Annotated in this window: 19 protein-coding genes; 12 read left to right on the top strand and 7 right to left on the bottom strand. The window is 63.3% G+C overall.

The window, feature by feature from the left end; genetic code table 11:
* The first annotated feature begins 80 nt into the window (after window positions 1–80).
* Window positions 81–2,072 (top strand): transketolase, encoded by a 1,992-nt coding sequence (gene tkt / locus FHY55_RS20035; RefSeq protein ID WP_168223070.1) that lies wholly within the window; start codon window positions 81–83, stop codon window positions 2,070–2,072.
* A 57-nt stretch (window positions 2,073–2,129) separates the two neighbouring features.
* On the opposite strand, the gene FHY55_RS20030 is transcribed toward tkt, so the two are convergent.
* The 6 genes from FHY55_RS20030 to FHY55_RS20005 form a co-directional block, all read right to left on the bottom strand.
* Entirely contained in the window at window positions 2,130–3,161 is a 1,032-nt protein-coding gene (locus FHY55_RS20030) for a TRAP transporter substrate-binding protein (RefSeq protein ID WP_140015874.1), read from the bottom strand.
* A gap of 159 nt (window positions 3,162–3,320) precedes the next feature.
* Entirely contained in the window at window positions 3,321–4,355 is a 1,035-nt protein-coding gene (locus FHY55_RS20025; protein ID WP_140015873.1) for a TRAP transporter substrate-binding protein, read from the bottom strand.
* 169 nt (window positions 4,356–4,524) lie between these two features.
* Window positions 4,525–5,313: a xanthine dehydrogenase family protein subunit M gene (locus tag FHY55_RS20020; RefSeq protein ID WP_140015872.1), complete on the bottom strand. Its 789-nt coding sequence runs from the start codon at window positions 5,311–5,313 to the stop codon at window positions 4,525–4,527.
* A 12-nt stretch (window positions 5,314–5,325) separates the two neighbouring features.
* A complete protein-coding gene (locus FHY55_RS20015; protein ID WP_140015871.1) occupies window positions 5,326–7,689 on the bottom strand; it encodes a xanthine dehydrogenase family protein molybdopterin-binding subunit in 2,364 nt (787 codons plus the stop codon).
* A 79-nt stretch (window positions 7,690–7,768) separates the two neighbouring features.
* Window positions 7,769–8,254, bottom strand: a complete 486-nt coding sequence (locus FHY55_RS20010; RefSeq protein ID WP_140015870.1) for a (2Fe-2S)-binding protein — start codon at window positions 8,252–8,254, stop codon at window positions 7,769–7,771.
* Window positions 8,255–8,306: 52 nt separating this feature from the next.
* Window positions 8,307–8,825 carry a CoxG family protein gene (locus tag FHY55_RS20005; protein WP_140015869.1) on the bottom strand — a complete coding sequence of 173 codons (519 nt, stop codon included), beginning with the start codon at window positions 8,823–8,825 and terminating at the stop codon, window positions 8,307–8,309.
* Between the two features lie 164 nt (window positions 8,826–8,989).
* Here FHY55_RS20005 and FHY55_RS20000 point away from each other — a divergent pair, with 164 nt between their 5' ends.
* The 8 genes from FHY55_RS20000 (at window position 8,990) to FHY55_RS19965 (ending at window position 17,166) form a co-directional block, all read left to right on the top strand.
* Entirely contained in the window at window positions 8,990–9,688 is a 699-nt protein-coding gene (locus FHY55_RS20000; protein ID WP_140015868.1) for a response regulator transcription factor, read from the top strand.
* A 63-nt stretch (window positions 9,689–9,751) separates the two neighbouring features.
* Window positions 9,752–10,918, top strand: a complete 1,167-nt coding sequence (locus tag FHY55_RS19995) for an FIST N-terminal domain-containing protein (protein WP_371707746.1) — start codon at window positions 9,752–9,754, stop codon at window positions 10,916–10,918.
* A 3-nt stretch (window positions 10,919–10,921) separates the two neighbouring features.
* Window positions 10,922–13,099 (top strand): PAS-domain containing protein, encoded by a 2,178-nt coding sequence (locus tag FHY55_RS19990; protein WP_140015867.1) that lies wholly within the window; start codon window positions 10,922–10,924, stop codon window positions 13,097–13,099.
* Window positions 13,100–13,201: 102 nt separating this feature from the next.
* The gene (locus FHY55_RS19985; protein ID WP_140015866.1) at window positions 13,202–13,633 is read left to right on the top strand and encodes a YeeE/YedE family protein; all 432 of its coding nucleotides are present in this window, start codon (window positions 13,202–13,204) and stop codon (window positions 13,631–13,633) included.
* Between the two features lie 3 nt (window positions 13,634–13,636).
* Window positions 13,637–14,083 (top strand): DUF6691 family protein, encoded by a 447-nt coding sequence (locus tag FHY55_RS19980; protein WP_140015865.1) that lies wholly within the window; start codon window positions 13,637–13,639, stop codon window positions 14,081–14,083.
* Window positions 14,084–14,110: 27 nt separating this feature from the next.
* The gene (locus FHY55_RS19975; protein ID WP_140015864.1) at window positions 14,111–14,995 is read left to right on the top strand and encodes an MBL fold metallo-hydrolase; all 885 of its coding nucleotides are present in this window, start codon (window positions 14,111–14,113) and stop codon (window positions 14,993–14,995) included.
* A gap of 3 nt (window positions 14,996–14,998) precedes the next feature.
* Window positions 14,999–15,415, top strand: a complete 417-nt coding sequence (locus tag FHY55_RS19970) for a TIGR01244 family sulfur transferase (protein WP_140015863.1) — start codon at window positions 14,999–15,001, stop codon at window positions 15,413–15,415.
* A gap of 5 nt (window positions 15,416–15,420) precedes the next feature.
* On the top strand, window positions 15,421–17,166 hold the full coding sequence (locus FHY55_RS19965; protein WP_140016208.1) for a SulP family inorganic anion transporter: 1,746 nt from the start codon (window positions 15,421–15,423) through the stop codon (window positions 17,164–17,166).
* Between the two features lie 3 nt (window positions 17,167–17,169).
* On the opposite strand, the gene FHY55_RS19960 is transcribed toward FHY55_RS19965, so the two are convergent.
* The gene (locus FHY55_RS19960) at window positions 17,170–18,180 is read right to left on the bottom strand and encodes a DUF2125 domain-containing protein (protein WP_140015862.1); all 1,011 of its coding nucleotides are present in this window, start codon (window positions 18,178–18,180) and stop codon (window positions 17,170–17,172) included.
* Between the two features lie 64 nt (window positions 18,181–18,244).
* On the opposite strand from FHY55_RS19960, the gene FHY55_RS19955 reads away from it, so the two are divergent.
* From FHY55_RS19955 to FHY55_RS19945, 3 genes are all read left to right on the top strand, one after another.
* Window positions 18,245–18,796, top strand: coding sequence for a gamma-glutamylcyclotransferase (locus FHY55_RS19955; protein WP_140015861.1), 552 nt, complete (start codon window positions 18,245–18,247; stop codon window positions 18,794–18,796).
* 72 nt (window positions 18,797–18,868) lie between these two features.
* Window positions 18,869–20,029: a biopolymer transporter ExbB gene (locus FHY55_RS19950; RefSeq protein WP_140015860.1), complete on the top strand. Its 1,161-nt coding sequence runs from the start codon at window positions 18,869–18,871 to the stop codon at window positions 20,027–20,029.
* A complete protein-coding gene (locus FHY55_RS19945) occupies window positions 20,029–22,026 on the top strand; it encodes a peptidoglycan -binding protein (protein ID WP_140015859.1) in 1,998 nt (665 codons plus the stop codon). Before FHY55_RS19950 ends, FHY55_RS19945 begins: the two co-directional genes overlap by 1 nt.
* Window positions 22,027–22,200 lie beyond the last annotated feature (174 nt).

Genomic DNA, 22,200 nt, shown 5'->3' with positions numbered 1-22,200 from the left:
TTTCGAGTTTGCTCCGATCTGGGCCAATGGCTAGGAACGGGCGCGGGTTTTTGACCCGTCCGTTGAGGAGGAAGCCGGGCATGAACATTCAGAATTCGACCGAAACTGCCGTCGACATGCGGCGGATGGCGCATGCGATCCGCTTCCTTTCGATGGATGCCATCGTACGGGCGGGCGAAGGCCACCCTGGAACGCCTTTGGGTGGCGCCGATATCGCAACGGCCCTGTTCACCCGCCACCTCAAGTTTGATGCCGCCAACCCAACATGGCCGGACCGCGACCGCTTTGTGCACTCAGCTGGTCACGGCTCGATGCTGCTCTATTCGCTTCTTTGCCTCTGTGGCTATGAGAAGATCGACATGGAGCAGGTGAAAAACTTCCGTGTTCTTGGCTCTCACACCGCGGGCCACCCGGAGTATGATCCGGAGGCCGGGATCGAAACCACCACGGGGCCGCTGGGGCAGGGCATTGCGAATGCTGTTGGGATGGCGGTTGCCGAGCGCATTCTGAACGCCAAGTTCGGCGATGGGATCGTTGACCATTACACCTATGCCTACACCGGCGATGGGTGCCTGATGGAAGGGATCGCAGCCGAAGTCATCGCTATCGCGGGGCACCTGAAGTTGGGCAAGCTGATTTTCCTATGGGATGACAATAGGATGACCGATGACGGGCCGACCGATCAGGCGGTGTCGGAAGATCAGGTGACCCGGTTTGAAAACAATGGATGGCATGTGCAAGAGGTGGACGGGCACGACCCGGAGGCGGTTTCGAACGCAATCGCCAAGGCGAAATCCGATGACCGGCCCAGCATGATCGCTTGCCGCACCCTGATCGGTTACGGCATTCCCCGGATCCAAAACGATCGCGCCGCACACGGGGGCAAGATCACCACGGATGACACCGACGCCGCGCGCGAGAAACTGGACTGGCCCCTTGCGCCGTTTGAATTGCCTAGAGAGGTAGAAGCCGCTTGGCGAGAGGCTGGAGCGCGTGGCGCATCGGAGAGGGAAGCCTGGCAAGCGCGGGTTGATGCCCTGCCACCGGAGACCCGCGCCGAATGGAACAGGTTGATGGCCGGTGAGCTGCCGAGCGGATGGCAGACGGCCCTCGCGAGGAAGAAGGAAGAACTGGCCAGCGCAGGAGACTTGCCCGGCATTCGCGCCTCGGGCGAGATGGTCGAAGCTATGGCAGAGGCTCTCCCAGAGCTCATTTCCGGTGCGCCCGACCTTGAAGCCGCCACACAACACAAACGCCAGCTTGCGCCCTTCACCGCCAACGATCGTTCCGGCCGCTACATCCATTACGGCGTCCGCGAGCACGCGATGGGCGCGATGATGAACGGGATGACGGTGCACGGCGGGATCGTGGCCATGGGCACCACTTTCCTCGTCTTTTCAGACTACATGCGCCACACCCTTCGGATGGCCGCATTGATGCGTATTCCGGGGCTTTTCATCTTCAGCCACGATTCCATCGGGATCGGCAAAAACGGCCCAACGCATCAGCCTGTCGAGTATCTCGCCTCGCTTCGGGCCTACCCGAATCTGTGGACAATCCGACCGGCGGATGCGGTTGAAATGGCCGAGGCTTGGGAGTTGGGGCTCACTCATGCTGATGGCCCAACCTCCATTATCTGCTCTCGCCAACCGCTCTCGGTTGTGCGGCCAGATGCCGGTAAGGAAAACCGGTCTGCCAAAGGGGCTTACGTTCTGGCGGAGGCAAACGGGCCGCGCCGGGCGACAATTTTGGCAACTGGCTCCGAGGTGGCAATCGCTCTTGCCGCGCGTGATCAGCTGGCCGCGCAGGGCGTTGAGGTGGCGGTGGTTTCGATGCCTTGCTGGGAGCTGTTTGAGGCCCAGCCCAAGGCCTACCGCGATGAGGTGCTTGGGCGGGCGCCCCGCGTTGCCGTGGAAGCGGCCGTGCGCTTTGGCTGGGATCGCTACATCGGCGCGGACGGGGCGTTTATCGGGATGGAAGGTTTTGGGGCATCGGGTGACTTCCCTGATCTCTATCGCCACTTTGACATCACGGCGGAAGCCGTGGCCGAGGCCGTTCGGATGAGCATCTGACACGAAAAAGGGCCGCAGCGTTGCCGCTACGGCCCGAATTTCAAACTTGGCTCAGGATCACTCGGTGTATTCAGCGATCTTGGCGCGGGCTTCGTCGATCAGCGCCTGACCGTCGATGCCCTTGGCCTCCATGTCCTTCACCCACTCTTCGTAGATCGGCTCGGCAAGCTCACGCCATTCAGCGGTGGCCTCCTCGTCGAGGGTGATGATGTTGTTGCCAAGGTCTTCGGCGATCTTGCGCGACGGGGCATCGGAGGCCTCCATCGTGTCGCCTGCGAACATGGAGAATTCGAGGCCGGAGTTGTCGTCGATCACCTTCTTGAGGTCGTCGGGCAGGCTCTCGTACTTGTCCTTGTTCATGGCCAGCACGAAGGTGAGCGTGTAGAGCGACACATCCTTGAACTCGGTGTGGTTTTCAACCAGCTCGGCCACCTTGAGCGAGGCCGTCACCTCCCACGGGATGGTGGTGCCGTCGATCACGCCTTTGGACAGCGCCTCCGACACGGCCGGAACGGGCAGGCCAACGGGCGTTGCGCCGAGCTTTTCGAGCAGGATGTTCACGGTGCGAGAGCCGCCGCGAATTTTCATGCCGTCGAGGTCGGCGGGCACTTCAATTGGATCCTTGGTGTGGAACAGGCCCGGGCCGTGCACCCAAGTGCCAAGGATGTGGAGATCCTTGAACTCGGTGTCGCGCATGTGGTCCTCAAACATTTCCCAATAGGCGCGGCTGGCCGCTTTGGCCGTTGTCACCATGAAGGGCAGCTCGAAGACCTCGGTGCGCGGATAGCGGCCGGGCGTGTAGCCTACCACCGTCCAGACAATATCGGCCGATCCGTCGATGGCTTGGTCCATCAGCTCGGGCGGCTTGCCGCCAAGCTGCATCGAGGGATAGTGCTCTACCTTGATGCGCCCGTCCGACTGCTCCATGACATCGGCGGCCCATTTGTCGAGCACCAGCTTGGGCACGTTGGCCTGCGGTGGCAGGAACTGGTGCATCCGGAGTGTTACCTCCTGCGCCAATGCACTCGTGGCGCCGAAAGCGGCAAGGGCAACGCCGCCCATGGCCCCCAAAATCGTTCTGCGATCCATCCTCTAACTCCTCCCGTTAACCTGATGGTTTTTGCATTATAGTGCCGAGTTTGCCGTATATCACACCTTCGCGCCAGCAATAAAATCGACGATCTCAGCGATCATCGCAAAAAAAACGCCCCGCTCTGAGGCGGGGCGCTTTCGATCATGTGGTGTGTTTTACTTGCTGTATTCGTCGATCTTGGCGCGGGCCTGATCAATGAGCGCCTGCCCGTCGATCCCCTTGCTCTCCATATCGGCCACCCATTCTTCGTAGATGGGCTGGGCGAGCTCTTTCCACTCTTCGGTGCCCTCGGCGTCGATGGTGATGATGTTGTTGCCGAGATCCTCGGCAATCTTCAGGCCGGGCGCATCGAGCTCGTCCATCATCTTGCCGGCCCAGGCCGAAAATTCTGCGCCGGAATTGGCGTCCAGCGCGGCTTTGGCCTCGTCCGGCAGGCTCTCGTATTTGTCCTTGTTCATGGCCAGCACGAAGCCAAGAACATAGAGGGAGTTTCCGGTGAACTCGGTGTGGTTGGTCACCAGTTCCGAGCTTTTCACGGCGGTGGTCACTTCCCACGGGATGGTGGTGCCGTCGATCACGCCCTTGGAGAGGGCTTCAGACACAGCCGGAACCGGCATGCCAACGGCGGTTGCGCCGAGCTTTTCAACGAGGTTGGTCACCAGCCGCGAGCCGCCGCGAATTTTCATGCCCTGAAGATCTTCGGGGGTCTCCACAGGGTCTTTGGTGTGGATCAGGCCGGGGCCGTGGACCCATGTGCCGATGATGTGCAGGTCTTTGAACTCGGTGTCCTTCATGTGTTCGTCGAACATGTCCCAGAAGGCCATCGACGTGGCTTCAGCCGTGGTGGCCATGAAGGGCAGCTCAAACACCTCGGAGCGCGGATACCGGCCCGGGGTGTAGCCGATCACCGTCCAGACGATATCGGCAACGCCGTCTTTGGCTTGGTCCATCAGCTCCGGCGGGGTGCCGCCAAGTTGCATGGAGGGGAAGTGCTTGATGGTGAGCGAGCCATTCGATTCTTCTGCAACCTTGGCAGCCCAAGGCTCGAGAATCTGCGAAGGCACGGCGGCTTGCGGCGGCAGCATTTGGTGCAGGTTCAGCGTTTCCTGAGCCTGGGCCTGAGCGCTGAAGCCAGCGGTTGCGAGGGCCGCAGCGCCTGCAATGTTGAGGAATTGGCGACGTGTTTTCATTTTATCCTCCCAGAGACATGAAAACTTGAGATCGGTGCTGATCGTGGCATAGAGCCTGCCTGCGGGCCATGAGATATTGCGCCGCGTCAATCAAATTTTTCTTGAGCCCCAAAGAGAAACGCCCCGCCGGGAGGGCGGGGCGCAAACGTTTTCTTATTGCCGGTGGCGGTTAGCTTGCCGCTGCGACGGCCCGTTTGGTAAGCACGCCGATCAGATGCGCGCGATACTCGGCAGTGCCGTGCAGGTCGTTGATGAGACCGTCGGCAGAGTGGGTGAGGCCGGACACCGCATCGGCAGAGAAGTTGCCCGCGAGCGCCTCCTCGGCCTCGGCCCAGCGAAACACGCCATCTTCACCCGCGCCGGTCACGGCCACGCCAACGCGGTCGCCGTATTTGGCCACAAAGACACCAACGAGCGGAAAGCGCGAAGCCGGCTGTTCGAACTTCTGGTAGTCCGAGGCTTGCGGAACCGGGAAATCGATACCGGTGATGATCTCCCCCTCTCCGAGCGTTGTGGTGAACAGCCCGTCGAAGAAGTCATCCGCCGCAATCTCGCGGCTGTTGGTGCGGATGGTCGCGCCGGTGGCCATGCAGGCCGAGGGGTAGCAGGCCGCCGGGTCGTTGTTGGCGAGGCTGCCGCCGATGGTGCCACGGTTGCGCACCGCCGGATCGCCGATGAGCGAGGCCAGCTTGGAGAGGCCAGCAAAGCTGCCCTTGGCTTCCTTGGCCACGGTCCCGTGGGTGGTGCCGCCGCCGATCTTCATCGTGCCGCCATCCGACGACACGCCTTTCATCTCGGCGATACCGGTGAGAGACACCAGCTTTTCGGGCATGTTGAGGCGCTGCTTGAGCGTGGGGATCAGGGTTTGCCCGCCGCCAAGTGCCTGCGCCCCTTCACTCGACAGGGCCGCAACGGCCTCGTCGATGGTGGAGGGCTTTTCGAAGTCGAAGTCATACATGTTCGTGTCTCCTCAACCGTTCATCGCGGCCCAGACCCGGGCGGGCGAGAGCGGCATGTCGATATGTTTCACATCCTTTCCGGCGCGCTGCAATGCATCGCAGACGGCGTTGACCAGTGCAGGCGGGGAGCCGATGGCCCCGGCCTCGCCGCAGCCCTTCACCCCAAGCGGGTTGTGGGTGCAGGGGGTCTGGCAGGAGTGATCCACGATGAAGTTTGGCAGGTCGGCCGCACGGGGCATGGCATAATCCATGTAAGAGCCCGAAAGCAGCTGGCCGTCATCGTCGTAGGCGCAGTTTTCGAGCATGGCCTGCCCGATGCCTTGGGCGATGCCGCCATGCACCTGGCCTTCAACGATCATCGGGTTGACCACGTTGCCGAAGTCATCCGCTGCCGCGAAGGCCAGCACTTCCACCTTGCCGGTGTCCGGGTCCACTTCGACCTCGCAGCTGTAAGCGCCGGAGGGGTAGGTGAAGTTGGACGGATCGTAGAAGGCGGTTTCTTCCAAACCCGGCTCGATGTCTTCGAGCGGGTAGTTGTGGGGCACGTAGGCCGCGAGGGTCACATCGCCCCAGGCCACCGATTTGTCGGTGCCTGCCACGGTGAAGGCACCGTCCTTCAACTCGATGTCGCCCTCGGAGGCTTCCATCAGGTGCGCCGCGATCTTCTTCGCCTTGGCGATGATCTTCTCGGTTGCACGCACCATGGCCGAGCCACCTACCGCAAGGGAGCGGGAGCCATAGGTGCCCATGCCCATCGGGGTGTTCGCGGTGTCACCGTGAACGATCTCGATCTGGCTGGCGTCGATTCCGATCATGTCGGCCACCACCTGCGGGAAGGCGGTTTCATGGCCCTGCCCGTGGCTGTGCGAGCCGGTCATCACCGAGATCGAGCCGGTCGCGTTTACCCGCACCGTCGCGCTCTCATAGAGACCCGCCCGGGCACCGAGCTGGCCGACGAGGTTGGATGGCGCGATGCCGCAGGCCTCGATGTAGCAGTTCACGCCCAGCCCGCGCAGCTTGCCGCGTGCCTTGCTCTCGGCGGCGCGCGCCTCGAACCCGGCGAAGTCGGCCACCTCGATGAGCTTGTCCATCGTGGCGTGGTAGTCGCCGGTGTCATACTCCACCGCAACCGGCGTGGCGTAGGGGAACTCGGTGATGAAGTTCTTCCGCCGCAGGTCGATCGGGTCCATCCCGATCTCGCGGGCGGCTTTGTCGATCACGCGCTCCAGCTGGTAGGTTGCCTCGGGGCGGCCTGCGCCGCGATAGGCGTCAACCGGCACCGTGTTGGTGAAGACGGCCTTCACGTTCACGTAGATCAGCGGCGTCTTGTAGTTGCCGGCCATCAGCGTGCCATGCAGCCACGTGGGCACCGAAGGCGCGAAGGTGGAGAGATAGGCCCCCATGTTCGCGTAGGTCTCGGTGCGCAGGGCGGTAAAGTTGCCCTCTGCGTCCATCGCCAGCTCGATCTTGGTCACGTGGTCGCGGCCATGAGCGTCGGAGATGAAGGCCTCGGAGCGCGAGCAGGTCCACTTCACCGGGCGCTTCACTTCCTTGGCGGCGAAGGTGCAGAAGGCCTCTTCGGCGTAGTGGAAGATCTTGGTGCCGAAGCCACCGCCCACATCGGGCGCAACCACCCGCAGCTTGTGCTCGGGGATGCCCAGCACGAAGGCGCCCATCAGCAGGCGAATGACATGCGGGTTTTGCGAGGTGGTGTAGAGCGTGTGATCGCCGGTCGCATCGTTGAAGTCGCCCACGGCCACGCGGGGCTCCATCGGGTTGGCGACGAGGCGGTTGTTCTTCAGCTCCAGCGTGGTGACGTGATGGGCGGATTTGATCGCCTGATCCACCGCGTCGCGGTTGTCTTCCACGAAGCCCCAATCATAGCAGAGGTTGCTCGTCAGGTCGTCATGCACCTTGGGGGCGCCATCCTGCACGGCGGCTTTCATGTCGATCACGGCCGGAAGGTCGGTGATGTCGACATCAATCGCCTCTGCGGCGTCACGCGCCTCCTCAAGGCTTTCGGCCACGACGGCGGCAATCGGGTCGCCCACGTGCCGCACCTTGCCTTGGGCCAGCACCGGGTGGGGCGGCTCTTGCATCACCTCGCCGTGCCGATCGGTCACCTGCCAGCCGCAGGGCAGCCCGCCGATGCCTTCGAAGTCCTTGCCGGTGAAGATGCGCACAACGCCGGGCATCCCTTCTGCGGCAGAGGTGTCGACCCCGTTGATCCGTCCATGCGCCACGTCGGAACGCAGGAAGTAAACGTAGGCCTGTCCATAGATGTTGATGTCGTCGGTGTACTTGCCTTTGCCGGTCAAGAACCGCACGTCTTCGCGCCGCTTGGTGCTGGCGCCAATGCCACCGTCTTTGGGCATCTTATCTCCTCCCCTTGGGATTGGTGGGCGTGGCCCACTCTAAAGCGTGTCCGGCCCGCAGAATGGGGGCCGGGAAGGCTCACTCGGCGGCAACCGCGCTCACGTCCTGCCCGCTGGCTGCCATGATCGCCTTGACGATGTTGTGGTAGCCGGTGCAGCGGCAGATGTTGCCCTGCAGGTAGTTGCGGACTTCCTGCTCGGTCGGCTTCGGGTTGTCCTTGAGCAGAGCCGCGGCGGACATCACCATGCCCGGAGTGCAAAAGCCGCACTGTAGGCCGTGGTAGTCCTGAAACGCCTGCTGAATGGCGTTGAGCGAGCCGTCGGCATTGGCCTGGCCTTCGATCGTGCTCACCTCGGCACCATCGGCCTCTTGGGCAAACATGGTGCAGGCCTTAACCGCCTCGCCGTTCACATGAACAACACAGGCCCCGCATTGGCTGGTGTCACAGCCCACGTGGGTGCCGGTGAGTTTCAATTCTTCTCGCAAGAACGAAACGAGGAGGGTCCGCCCCTCCGCTTCGCCGGTCCGGGCTTTCCCGTTGACCGTCATGGTTACCGTTGCCATTGCAATCCTCCCTATGTGGTTATCCTGGCGTTTTGTGCTGGGTCGGGGAGGGTCAGCTGCCGGTCAGGCGCTTGAGCCACCCTTTCTTTTCTGTCTCTGCATCTTCGGCGGGGTCTTCCTCGCCCTCGGGCGGACCCTCGATGGCCGTCTGGAAATTTTGAAAGAACTGGTCGGCCATCTTCTTGGCGAAGCCGTCGATGATGCGCGAGCCGAGCTGGGCAAGTTTGCCGCCCACCTTGGCTTCCACCTTATAGGTCAGCTCCGTGCCCTCGGGCACTTCCTTGAGCTCCACATCAGCGCCGCCCTTGGCAAAGCCTGCCGCGCCGCCCTTGCCTTCACCGCTGATGGTGACGCTGTGGGGCTCGTTCATGTCCGTAAGCGTGACCGCTCCTTTGAACGTGGCCTTCACCGGGCCAACCTTTTGCACCACGGTCGCTTCGAAGCCCTCTTCTGGAGAGCCTGACATTTCGGTGCAGCCCGGCACGCAGGCCTTGAGCACATCGGCATCCAGCAGCCCGTTCCAGACGGTTTGCGGATCGGCTTTTATTACACGGCTGTCGCTGAGTTCCATGAATCACCTCCCTCAATTGATGAAGACCCTAGGAAGCGCGAGGGGCCGCGCCTATTCGACCAAAGGCTTGGTTGGGGCCCATCGGGTTTTGTCGGGTGCGAGTGTCACCCGCCCCCGACCAATTGGCAAGTGACTGAGCAATCTTCGGCGGATAGTCTTGCCACATGGAACAGATCGACCGTGATATCCCTTCAGGCGCGTTCACCGGCTGGGCGCTGGTGGTAGATGACCACCCGCTGTTTTGCGATGCGCTCGAACTGACGCTCACAAGTGTTGCCGCCTTTCGGCAGGTGCGCACCTGCGACCGGTTGGAAACCGCGCTGACAATGCTGGGCGAGGCGCTGCCTGATCTGGTGGTGCTGGATCTCAATCTGCCGGATGTGTCTGGCCTCGACGGTCTGATCCGCCTCAAAGCCGCCGCGCGGGGTGTTCCGGTTCTTGTTGCCTCCTCGATGGCTGAAAATCAGGTGATCTCGGCCGCGCTCAAGGCTGGTGCGGCGGGGTTTGTGCCCAAGCACAGCCCGCGCAGCACCTTTCGCGAGGCGCTCGCCGCGGTTGCGCGCGGCGAAACCTACATGCCGGATGATTTTGTTGAGGCGGAGGGCAAGGAGGGCGATGCGGGCGATGCCGTTGAGCGGCTTTCCACCCTGACGGCGCAGCAAGCGCGCATCCTTCAGCTGATCTGCCAAGGCAAGCTGAACAAGCAGATCGCCTTCGATCTTGCCATCGCCGAGACCACGGTTAAGGCGCATGTCACCGCGATCATGCGCAAGCTCGGCGTGCAGAGCCGCACGCAGGCGGTGCTTGTGGCCGGGCAGGCCCGTTTTTCAGCCGTATTGCCAAGCGCGCCTGTCTCCTCCTAACTTGTGCCGCCACTGGCGCTTTCGGATGCGCCCCGGTGGCACGTGGGAGGAGCCCCTGTGACACTGACCAAAGACGGCCAAAGGCACCAAGCCTTGCTGCATCTCGGCCCGCAGGTCGCAGAAGCCTTCGCGACAGATCCCGACCCTCTCGCCGTGCTCGCAGAAGAACTGGGCCCCGGCCCGTTTTCGCTCGTTTGTCTCTTCGTCAGCCCGGTGGGCGACTTTTCGGAACTGGTCACCGCGGCCTCGGCGCGGTTTGGAGAGGCGCAGGTGATGGCCTGCACAACAGCGGGTGAGATCGGGCGCGCCGGATATGTTGAAGAGCGCGTGGTGGCCGTCGGCTTTCCGGCGGAGACGTTTTCTACCGCCGCCGTCATGATCCGCGAGTTGAGCAGCCGGGATGCGCAGGCCTTTGGAGACAGGCTGGTGCGGGAGCGGCTCACCCTTTCGGAGCAGGCCCCGGACCGCCCCAATGCGTTTGCTTTCTTGCTGGTCGATGGGCTCTCACTGAAAGAAGACATTTTGGCCGCCGCGCTCTCCCCCGCGCTGGGCGGGATGCCGATGTTTGGTGGCTCTGCGGGCGATGGGGTGGATTTTGCCCGCACCCGCGTCGCCCTCAATGCCGAGGTGGCTCAGGATGCCGCCGTTTTGGCGCTGGTCCGCACGGCCCTGCCGATCCGGGTTTTCTCTATCAATCACCTCTTGCCGACCGAGGAGCGTATGGTGGTGACCGAGGCGGACCCGACCGCGAGGATCGTGAAGGCCATCAACGCCGAGCCTGCGGCGCGGGAGTATGCGCGGATTGTCGGCAAGGACCCTGACCAGCTTGATACCTTTACCTTCGCTGCCCACCCCGTGGTCGTCCGTATCGGGGGGGAGCACCATGTCAGGGCAATTCAACGGGTGACGGACGCGGGTGAGTTGCAGTTCTTTTCCGCCATCGACGAGGGCATGGTTCTGACCGTGGCCCACAAGCAGGATATTGTCAGCCATCTGGAAGAAGAGCTTTCGGCCCTTGCCCGCGAGGAGGCGCCCCTTTCGATCCTCGGGTGCGATTGCCTGTTGCGGCGTATGGAGGCCGAGCAGGCGCAGGCGGTGCGGGGCCTGTCAGACACGCTGTCACGGCATAAGGTCTCGGGTTTTTCCACCTATGGTGAGCAGTTCGGGCCATTGCATGTGAACCAGACAATGACCGGCGTTGCGTTCTACCCGCCCGAGGAGGCGGTGTAGGGGATGCTGGTCAACCCTGAAGACAGTCTTGAGCGGCAGAACGAGAAGTTGTTGCAGATCGCCGAGTCGCTCATGCGCCGGGTTGAGCAGAAAAACGAAGAGAGCGGCCTTGCCTATGCCCAGTTTGAACGGGCCGCGCTGCTGGAAGCACAGGTGCGCGAGCGCACGGAGCAATTGGAGCGGGCGCTGGACCTCTTGCAGGATTCAAATGCCAGCCTCGCCCGCGCCAATAGCTCCGCCGAAGAGGCCCGCTCCAACCTTGCCGATGCGATCGAGACGGTGGCCGAGGGCTTTGCGCTCTTTGATGCCTCCGAAAAGCTGGTGCTCGCCAACAGCCGCTTTTGCAAAGCCCTGTCGGACATCAAGCCAAAGCTCACCGAGGGGCTCAGCTTTGCCGATTACGTGCGGCTTGTATCCGAGAGCCGCGCTATCTCGCTGCCAAAAGGCGAAGACCCCGGCGATTGGGCCGCCCGCCGGATGCGCCGCCACCGTGATGCGCATTCGGTGTTCAATGTCTCGCTGGTGCGCGACCGCTGGCTTCAGGTCTCCGAGCATCGCACCGCCTCTGGTGGCACGGTCATCCTGCAAACTGACGTCACCTCGATTTTCCGCGCCGAGCGGCGTGAACGAGAGCGGCTGCAGCACGGTCATGCCCAGATGCTGCAGGCCACGCTCGACCATTTGACCCAAGGCGTTGCCATCTTTGACGCCAACGCCCGGCTTGTCGGGTGGAATGACCGATTGGGTGAGCTCTTCGATATCGGCCTGCCGGAAGAGGTGCTGGGCGCAGACTTCATCGAGATCAGCCGCCAATTGGGCACGCAAGCCGGGTTTTCTGACGGGCTGACGCTTGAAACCCTTGTGGATTGGGCGGCCCGGCGCAGCGGGCGCGCGCCCTTGAGCTTTGAGGTGACAACAGCGGGCGAGCGGGTATTGCAGGGGTTCGCGCAGGAAATGCCCGACCGGGGCTTTGTGGTGTCCTTCACCGATATCACCGCCGAGCGACAGGCGGCCAAGGACTTGAAAGACATCAACGAATTGCTCGAACAGCGGGTGGAAGAGCGCACATTGGAGCTGGAGGACGCCCTCACCGAGGCGGAGCGCGCCAACACCTCCAAATCGCGCTTTGTTGCGGCGGCCAGCCATGACCTGATGCAGCCCCTTTCTGCCGCCAAGCTGTTCCTGTCGTCGCTGGCCGAGGCCGCGGGGGGTGGGGCCCCGGCGGAACTGGCCGACAAGACGGCGCAGGCCTTGGTCAACGTGGAAGAGATCATCACCGCGCTTCTGGATATCTCCAAGCTGGACCTTGGGCAGGCGAGTTTTGAGGTGCAGCCCGTGCCTCTGCGCGCCATCTTCGAGCCTCTGCGCCACCAGATAGAACCGCTCGCGCGTGCCAAGGGTTTGCGCCTCAAGATCATCGACAGTGACCTTACCGTCAGGTCTGACCCGGCCTTTCTGCGGCGCATCGTGCAGAATTTGCTCTCGAACGCGGTCAATTACACTGATCGGGGGCGCGTGGTGCTGGGTGTGCGCCGCAACGGCGGCTCGGCGCGGATCGAGGTGTGGGACACGGGGCGTGGGATTGCCGAGGAGGATCAGGCGCTGGTCTTTCAGGAGTTCAAGCGGCTCGAAAATGGCGGCGGCGATGGGCTTGGCCTTGGGCTGGCCATCGTGGAGCGGGCGTGCAAGGGCCTTGGCCATCCGCTGTCGCTCTGGTCTGCGCCGATGCAGGGCAGTTGCTTTGCGCTGAATGTGCCGCTGGCCGAACGGGCCATGCCGGCCCGCGCCCGCCGGGCGCTGGAGGAGCCGGACCTGCGCGAGCGCGCGCCGCTTGTGCTGCTCGTGGAGAATGACACTGCCCTTGCCCGCGCCATTGGCATGATGATCGAGGGCTGGGGCGCGCATGTGCTTCACGCGCATAATGCCGATGAGGCGCTGGAACTGCTGGCCGAGGTGCAGCTGAAGCCGGATGCGCTTTTGCTTGATGAGCAACTGGGGCGCGGCATGTCGGGCACGGAGCTGTATTCCCTGCTCTCCGGGCGCTTTGGCAAGCTGCCTGCCCGGGTGATTTCTGCCGACCGTTCGCGCCGTCTGCGGGAGGCCTGTGCCGCGCTCGGGCTGGAGCTGCTGGGCAAGCCGATTGACCGTGAGCGGATTGGGGCATTTCTGGCACGGCTCTGATCGCCTCTTGTCAGATGCAAAAAATGGAATATATAGATGTCAACGCCAGAGACGGGCCCCTGCTGCGCGGCCCGCAGCGCATAAAACGGAGATGTCAGACCAATGGAAACCGAGTTTACACCCTATGCCTCTCTCGGCGGGGGCCTGCTGATCGGGCTTGCAGCCGTGATGCTGATGGCCACGCTCGGGCGCATCTTCGGTGCTACCGGAATCTTGGCAGGTTTCATCCAGCCAAGCAGCCCCTCGGAGTTTTCGTGGCGCGCCGCACTGCTGGCCGGAATGGTCTCCGGCCCGCTGCTCTTCCTCGCGATTACCGGCAACTGGCCCGCCATTTCTGTGCCCGTGTCCACGCCGCTCTTGGCGCTGGGCGGGGTGATTGTGGGCGTGGGCGTGACCTACGGGGCGGGCTGCACCTCTGGCCACGGCGTCTGTGGCATGGCCCGGCTCTCGCCGCGCTCGGTCGTGGCCACGCTCTCCTTCATGGTGGGCACGGCAGCCACGGTTTATGTCATCCGCCACGTGATCGGGGGCTGATCCATGAAAAAGCACATCCTGATCTACCTCATCGGCCTGATCTTCGGCCTCGGCATCTCCATTTCCGGCATGGCCAACCCGGCCAAGGTCATCAACTTTTTCGATGTTGCGGGCAGCTGGGATCCGAGCCTGATCTTCGTCATGGGCGGGGCGCTGGTTTTCACCCTTATTGGCTACCGTCTGGTGTTTCGCCGCGCGGCACCGATCTGGGCCACCGGCTTCAGCCTGCCGAACACCCGCCTGATCGACGCGCGCCTGATCGGCGGCTCGCTTGTCTTTGGCATCGGCTGGGGCATCGCTGGCTTCTGCCCCGGCGGCGCACTTCCGGCCCTCGGCACGGGCCGCATCGAGGTGTTTATCTTCGTCGCGGCGCTGGTGGCAGGTGTCCTGCTGGCCAAGACGCTGCAAAAAATAACAGCGCGAAAGAAACCCGAGGTGGCAAGGGCCTGAGCGCCCCCGCCCGAAATGGAGGTTCACATGAGCGACTACCCCATCGACATCACCGTTATCCCCGAGGTCAAAGCCTTCTTCGATGAGGCGACCAACACCATCTCCTACGTGGTGAAGGATCCGGCCAGCGAGCATTGCGCCGTGATCGACAGCGTGATGGATATCGACTACGCCGCCGGCCGCATCACCTATGACAATGCCGACGAGATCATCGCCTACGTGCGGGAGCACGGCCTCACCGTTGACTGGCTGATCGAAACCCACGTCCACGCCGACCATCTCTCCGCCGCGCCCTATATCCAGCAACAGCTGGGCGGCAAGATTGGCATCGGTGTCCACATCAAGACGGTGCAGGACACATTCGGCAAGGTGTTCAACGAGGGCACCGAGTTTCAGCGCGACGGCTCGCAGTTTGATGCGCTGTTCGAGGATGGGGATACCTACAAGATCGGCGGCCTCAACGCGGTGGCGATCTTTACCCCGGGCCACACCCCCGCCTGCATGACCCATGTCATCGGCAATGCGGCCTTCGTTGGCGACACGCTCTTCATGCCCGATGGCGGCTCGGCGCGTGCCGACTTCCCTGGCGGCGACGCAGGCGTGCTCTACGAGAGCATCATGAAAGTTCTGGCGCTCCCTGACGAGATGCGCCTGTTCATGTGCCACGATTACGGGCCGAATGGCCGCGATATCCAGTGGGAAACCACCGTGGCGGATGAGCGCGCGCACAATATCCACGTGGGCAAAGGCAAGACGAAAGAGGATTTCATCAAGTTCCGCACAGAACGCGATGCCACGCTCGACATGCCAAAGCTCATCATCCCGTCGTTGCAGGTGAACATGCGCGCGGGCGAAATCCCGACGGACAAGGACGGCAAGCCGATGCTCAAAGTCCCGCTGAACGGGCTTTGAGCCATGGTTGCGCCCAAGCCATTGGACGGCGACTTTTTCGTTGCGGGCCAGATCGCGCCTGACGATCTGGGAGGGCTCGCGGCAGCCGGGTTTCGCACCATCATCTGCAACCGCCCGGATGGCGAGGTGCCGGGGCAACCCGACGCCGCCACGCTGGATGCAGAGGCCAAGCGGCTTGGCCTCGCCTTCCATTTCTTGCCGGTCTCCGGCGCGGATGTGCGTGAAAGCCATGCCGATGCGCTGGGCGAGATCTTGAGCAGCAAACCCCCGGGCGCGGTGCTGGCCTTCTGCCGCACCGGCACGCGATCGGCCATGGTCTGGGCGCTTCGCGAAGCCCGGATGCGCCCGGCGGAGGATGTTTTGGCAAAAACGCGTGACGCAGGCTACGAGCTTGGCGCGTTTCTCGGCGCGGCGGGCTGATCTTGCTGCGCCTTGCCCGCAAGTATCTGCCGGTCTTCGACTGGGGCCGCGATTACTCGCGCGATACCCTGTCCAATGACCTGATCGCCGCGCTGATCGTCACCATCATGCTGATTCCGCAGTCGCTGGCCTATGCGCTGCTGGCCGGGTTGCCGCCCGAGGCTGGCATCTACGCCTCCATCGTCCCGATCATCCTCTATGCCATCTTCGGCACCTCGCGCGCGCTGGCCGTGGGGCCGGTGGCGGTGGTGTCGCTGATGACGGCCGCTGCCGTTGGGCAGGTGGCCGAGCAGGGCACCATGGGATACGCCACCGCCGCGCTGACCCTGGCCTTTCTTTCCGGCGGGATGCTGCTGCTGCTGGGGGTGTTCCGGCTCGGGTTTCTGGCCAATTTCCTGTCACACCCCGTTATCGCGGGGTTCATCACCGCCTCCGGCATCCTCATCGCCACCTCGCAGCTCAAGCACATCCTCGGAGTGCAGGGCGGCGGGCACACGCTTGTCGAGATGGTGGAACGCCTCATTACCCAGCTTGGACAGACGAATGTGATCACCCTTGTGGTCGGGGTCACTGCCACGGCCTTCCTGTTTTGGGTCCGCAAGGGGCTGAAGCCCGCGTTGTTGAAGGCAGGGCTCACGCCCCGGCTTGCCGACATTGCCACCAAGGCGGGTCCGGTGGCTGCCGTCGTTGTTACCACGCTCGTGACGTGGGCCTTTGGCCTGACCGAGCGTGGCGTTGCGGTGGTTGGGTCTGTGCCGCAAGCATTGCCGCCGCTGACCATGCCCGACTTTTCCACCGAGATGCTGGGTGCACTGTTCGTTCCCGCGCTGCTGATCTCGATCATCGGCTTTGTAGAGTCGATCTCGGTGGCCCAAACGCTGGCGGCCAAGAAGCGTCAGCGGATCAACCCCGATCAGGAGTTGATCGGCCTCGGCGCGGCCAACCTCGGCGCGGCCTTCACTGGCGGCTACCCGGTAACGGGCGGTTTTGCCCGGTCGGTCGTCAACTTCGATGCGGGCGCCGAGACACCGGCGGCGGGAGCCTATACTGCCGTAGGCCTCGCCATTGCCGCCGTCGCCCTCACGCCTTTGGTGTATTTTCTGCCCAAGGCCACGCTGGCGGCCACCATCATTGTTGCCGTGCTTTCACTGGTCGATTTCAAGATCCTGAAAACCTCATGGACATACAGCCGCGCCGATTTTGCTGCCGTTCTGGCCACCATCCTGCTGACGCTCGGCCTTGGTGTCGAAACCGGGGTAACGGCGGGCGTGGTGATCTCGATCGGCCTTTTTCTCTACCGCACCTCCAAGCCCCATATCGCCGAGGTGGGGCTGGTGCCGGGCACCCAGCACTTTCGCAACGTGCTGCGCCACATGGTGGAAACCTCGCCAACCCTGCTGACCATCCGGATCGACGAAAGCCTCTATTTCGCCAATGCCCGCTACCTCGAAGACTATGTTCTCGACCGCGTGGTGAAAAACCCGGAGCTGCGCGATGTGGTGTTGATGTGCTCGGCGGTGAACGAGATCGACCTTTCGGCGCTTGAATCGCTGGAGGCGCTGAATACGCGGCTCATGGGCCTCAACGTGCGTTTGCACATGTCGGAGGTGAAAGGCCCGGTCACAGACCGGCTTGGCCGCACCCACTTTCTTGAAGCCCTCTCGGGAGAGCTCTTTCTGGCGCAGTATGATGCTTATCAGGCTCTTTCAGCCAAGCCGCGCGAGGCACAGCAGAGCGGCGCGCAGGCCTGAGCCTTACCGCAACAGGATGACAGGCGCGGGGCCGATGGGCGCGGGGCCGATGCGGGTTTGGCCGTTTTTGAAGTTCAGCGGAATATCCAGCGTCTTGGGGCTGCCCGCCAGTTGGCTGGCCAGTTCCAACGCGGTGGTGATCGGCATCTCGAAATCTGCGGGCACCACGCCCGAGGCAACACCAACGGCCAGAATTTCGCGCCAGTTGGTGGCCTTCACCAGCAGCGCGCCCTCCGGCACGCCGGCCTCGTCCACATCAAGGCTGCCGGCCAGCTTCAGCTCCATCTGCCCCCATTTTGCCTCGGCCAACGTCACCTCTACATGCCGCGGCTGGGGGCGGGCACGCTCGATGGCGTAGCGGTCCCACGGGGCGGAGAAGGTGATGGTGACGTCTGCGGTGACGCTATCCAGCGTATCGGGCACCAGATCGGCGGCATTCAACTCTGCCAACAGCCGCGATGGCACCTGCCAGGCGCGTGCCGAGAAGTTCACCTGATGAACCGTCGGATCCGGAAAATCCTCGGGCAAAGTCCGCGTGGCCAGCCGGCCCTCTGTCAATCGGCTCGTCCACCCGGCGTCCGAGGTAATCTCCACCCCGTCCAGTTCAAAGCTCGACCGTTTCAGCGCGAGCGAGGTCGGCGTCAGCATCAGGCTGCCGCGAAGCCGCTCGGACGTGATGTTGAGCCGCTCATAGGGTGTTTGCAGGCTCTGGGTCTCAGGCCAGACGGCAATGACGTGGTACGGCTTGTAGCTCAGGGCAAGGCTTTGAAAGAACGGCGCATTCCATGCCCAGCCGGTCTTTGGGTCTGCCAGCTTCAGCGTGTTCAGCTCAAGGTCGAACCGGTTGGGGAAGCCTCGCACAACCACCTGCTCGGCCTCGGCCTGCCAGCCATCTGCCCGGCGCTCTTCCAGCCAGCCGCGCACGGCCTTTTCCAGCCCCCATGCGCCAACAGCCCAATACCCGCCCCAAGCGAGCACGGCCACCAGCACCACCACGATCATACGGCGCAGCATCCACGCCCCTTTCGGTTTTTGACGCGATCTGGTTTACCGGGCCGCAGATGGAAAGGCGAGGCGGATGATCCCCGATAGCAAACTTCCCAACCCGCTCTGGGTGTTCGGTTACGGCAGCCTGCTCTGGAACCCCGGGTTCGAGGTGGCCGAGCAGCGGCTGGCGCGTCTTGATGGGTATCACCGGGCCTTTTGCATGTCGTCGATCCACCACCGTGGCACCGAAGAAGAGCCGGGGCTGGTGCTGGCTCTCGATGAGGCAGAAGGCGCGTCCTGCCAAGGCGTTGCGCTGCGTGTGACGCCCGGACAGGAGCCGCAGGTTCTGGCCGATCTGCGGGAGCGCGAGCTGATCTCTTCGGCCTATTTCGAAGCGGTCGTGACGCTCCGCGCCGATGGGTTTGAGCCGTTCAATGCGCTGGCCTATGTGGTGGACCGGGATCACGTGCAATACTGCGGGGCCCTCAGCCTTGAACAGCAGGCCAAGATTATCGCCCATGCCCATGGCGGGCGTGGGCCCAATTCCGAATACCTCTTCAACACTGCCGATCATCTGGCCCAGATCGGCATAGCCGACCCGGACCTTGCCTGGCTTGCTGCCAAGCTGCGTGAGGGCGCCTGAGCCCTTTGTGATTGGCAAGAAGGGGCCGGACCCCTATCGTGAGGCCAACAAGCAAAGGGCGTTAACCCCGCTATGAGCATGACAGAGGCTGAGGCCGAGCCGCATTTTTCGCAACCCGTGCGCCAGGTGGCGCAGATGCTCATTGTCTTGGGCCTTGTGGGCGTGGGCAGTTACCTGCTGTTGCCCACCGTGATGCCGGTGATCCTTGCCAACCTCTGGCTCAACGGCACCATCGGGCTGGTTTTCGTGGTCGGTGTGTTCACCTGTTTCTGGCAGGTCTACCAATTGGTGCGCTCCGTGCATTGGCTGGAGGATTTTGCGCTCGACCGGGAGGTGGGGCCAAAGGTGCCCCGGCTGCTGGCTCCGCTGGCGGCGCTTCTGCGGTCGCGGCGCGGGCGGATGCAAATTTCTGCCACCTCATCGCGCTCGATCCTCGAATCTGTGGCCACCCGGATTGAAGAGCTGCGCGATATCACGCGCTATCTCGTCAACCTGCTGATTTTCCTCGGGCTTCTTGGCACCTTCTACGGGCTCGCCACCACCGTCCCTGCCGTTGTTGAAACGATCCGCTCCCTTGCGCCACAGGAAGGCGAGGGCGGTGTGGAGGTGTTTTCGCGCCTGATGGGCGGGCTCGAAGCGCAGCTTGGCGGGATGGGCACGGCCTTTGGCTCTTCGCTTTTGGGGCTTGCCGGTTCTCTTATTGTCGGCTTGCTGGAGCTTTTCGCCTCCCACGGTCAGAACCGCTTTTACCGTGAGTTGGAAGAGTGGCTTTCGTCCATCACCCGCGTCTCTTTCGCCGCGAATGACGGTGAGGCTTCCGACCCGTCTTCGGCTGCTGGCGTCCTTGACCACATGGCTGAGCAGATGGAAGCGATGCGCGAGATGTTCACGCAGTCCGACGTCTCCCGCGCCATGCTGGAAGACCGGATGGGCGAGGTGGCACTGGCGATGGAAAAGATCGCCGAGAACATGGCGCAGCCGCGCAATACCGACAAGCTGCTGCGGCGGATCGCAGAGGGCAACGAGGCGCTCCTCACCAAGCTCGACAATCTCGCGCCCGGCGAGGGCGGCGTTGATGCCGAGAGCCGCATGCGCCTGCGCTCGATCGACACGCAACTGCTTGCAATTCATGAAGATATCGCCGCCGGCCGGCAGGAAAGCGTCTCTGGTCTGCGCGCCGATCTTGCGGCCCTGACCCGGGTGATCCGCGACGCGACCAAGAGGCCCGGCTGATGGCCCTCTCCCGGCGCAGCGGCCAACGGTTCTCGGCCTCGATCTGGCCGGGTTTTGTGGATGCGATGACAGCACTTTTGCTGGTGCTGATGTTCGTTCTGTCGATCTTCATGATCGTGCAATTCATGCTCCGCGAAACCATCACCGGGCAGGAAAGCGAGCTGAACCAACTGAGCGAAGAGCTGGCCTCTCTGGCCGATACGCTCGGCCTTGAACGCGCCCGGGTGGAGGCCTTGCAGGGCGACATCGCGCAGCGGGATGCAACGATCTCGGCGGCGCAGGAGGATGCGGCGCGGCAGGCGGCCTTGATCGCGTCGTTGCGGGGCCAGATCGCCTCGGGGCAGGAGGCGCTCCAGGACGCACAGCAGAAGATTTCGGGCTTCGAGGCGCAGGTTGCGGCGCTGATCGTGGAGCGGGATGCCGCGCAGGAGCGGGGGGCCGGGCTGGCGCAGGATCTGGCGGAAGCAGAGGCCGCGCGGGAGGCTGTGGAGGCCGAGAAAACCTCTTTGGAACAGGCGCTTGCGTCGGCAAGAACGGAGGTTGACGCCCAAGTGGAGGCCGCGCGGCTTGCTGCGGCGCGGCGGGAGGCGCTTGAGGCGCTGGTGGCGGATCTGCAGGCAGAGAAGGTCGAGGCCGCTGCAAAGGTGGCTGGGCTGGAAGAGCAGCTGTCGGAAGAAGAGAAGGCCCGGCTGGCAGAAACTGCGGCGGCTCAGGCACTTAGGGAGCGTTTGCAGGGGGCCGAGACGGAGCTGACGGCGATGACTCTCGCGCTGGAGGCGCAGCGGAAAAAGGCCGAGGAAACGCTGACACTTCTGGCGGCAGCCGAGGCGGCGGAGGAGACGTTGAACGCGCGACTGGCAGCGGCTCTGGCGTCGATCTCGCAGTTGGAAAGCCAAGTGGAAACAGGCACTTCCGCCGCAGAAGAGGCCGCCCGGCTTTCGGGTGAGCTGGCCACAGCGAAAGCCGAGCTTGCGGCGCTGGGCGCGGCGCGGGGTGAGGCGGAGGCGGCGCGGGATGCGTTGGCGGCACGTGCGGAGGCGGCGGAGGCGGACCTTGCCGCGCTTCGGGCAGAAGTTGCTGAAAACGCGCGGGAAATCGCAGAGTTGAAAGCCGTCAAAGAGGCGCTGGAGGCGGACCTTGGGGATGCCTCGCAGGTGCGGGAAAAGCTGGCGGCGGCGCTGGCAGAGAAGCTGGCCGCAGAGGGCCGCGCAGAGGCGGCGCTGAGCGAAGTGGAGCGCAAGGATGCGCTGCTTGCTCAGGCCAATAAAGAGTTGGAAAACAGTGAGGTAGCCTCAGCCGAAGGGCAGCGAAAACTGGCGCTTTTGAACGAGCAAGTGGCCGCTCTGAGAGCGCAATTGGGGGCGCTTCAGGGGGTGATTGATGCGGCGGCGCAGAAGGACCAGGACGCGCAGGTGCAGATCGAGGCGCTGGGCGCGCAACTGAACGCCGCGCTGGCCAAGGTGGCGCAGGAAGAACGGCGGCGGGCGGAGCTGGAAGCGGCGGAGCGGGCGCGGCTGGAAGCGGCGCAGGAAGACCTTGAAAAGTATCGCTCGGAGTTCTTCGGACGGCTCCGCGACCTTGTGGGCAACACCGAGGGTGTGCGGATCGAGGGGGACAGGTTTGTCTTCTCCTCCGAGGTGCTTTTTGCCCCGGCAGAGGCGCGGCTTTCACCGGAAGGGCGGCAGGAAATTCAGAAGGTTACGCTGATCCTGCGCCGCCTCGCCGCCGAGATTCCGCCCGAGATCGACTGGGTGATTCAGGTCGATGGTCATACCGACAACCAGCCGCTCTCGGGCTTTGGCGAATACGCTGACAATTGGGAATTGAGCCAGGCGCGGGCGCTCTCGGTTGTCCGGTTCATGAGCGAGTCTCTCGGCGTTCCGCCGCAACGCTTGAGCGCGAATGGTTTTGGGGAATATCAGCCGATTGACACGGCAGACACGGCGGAGGCGCGGGCGAAGAACCGGCGGATCGAGTTGAAGCTGACAGAGCGTTGATTTGCTTTGCAGAAATGCCGTTGCGCCGCGTTGCTGCACGGCGTTAACTGCAAAAATGTCACATGCACAACCCATGCACATCCTATGCACAACCCATGCATCCGGTATTTGCGCAAAGCCGAAGAGGTTAACGCACCGGGCAGGGCGTGCGGTGTATTAGCGATGAAGTGTAGG

Source organism: Oceanicola sp. D3, assembly GCF_006351965.1.
In the GTDB taxonomy this organism is placed as follows: Bacteria; Pseudomonadota; Alphaproteobacteria; order Rhodobacterales; family Rhodobacteraceae; genus Vannielia.
The sequence above is the reverse complement of the archived record's forward strand: the minus strand, read 5'-3'. Positions and strand labels throughout refer to the sequence as shown.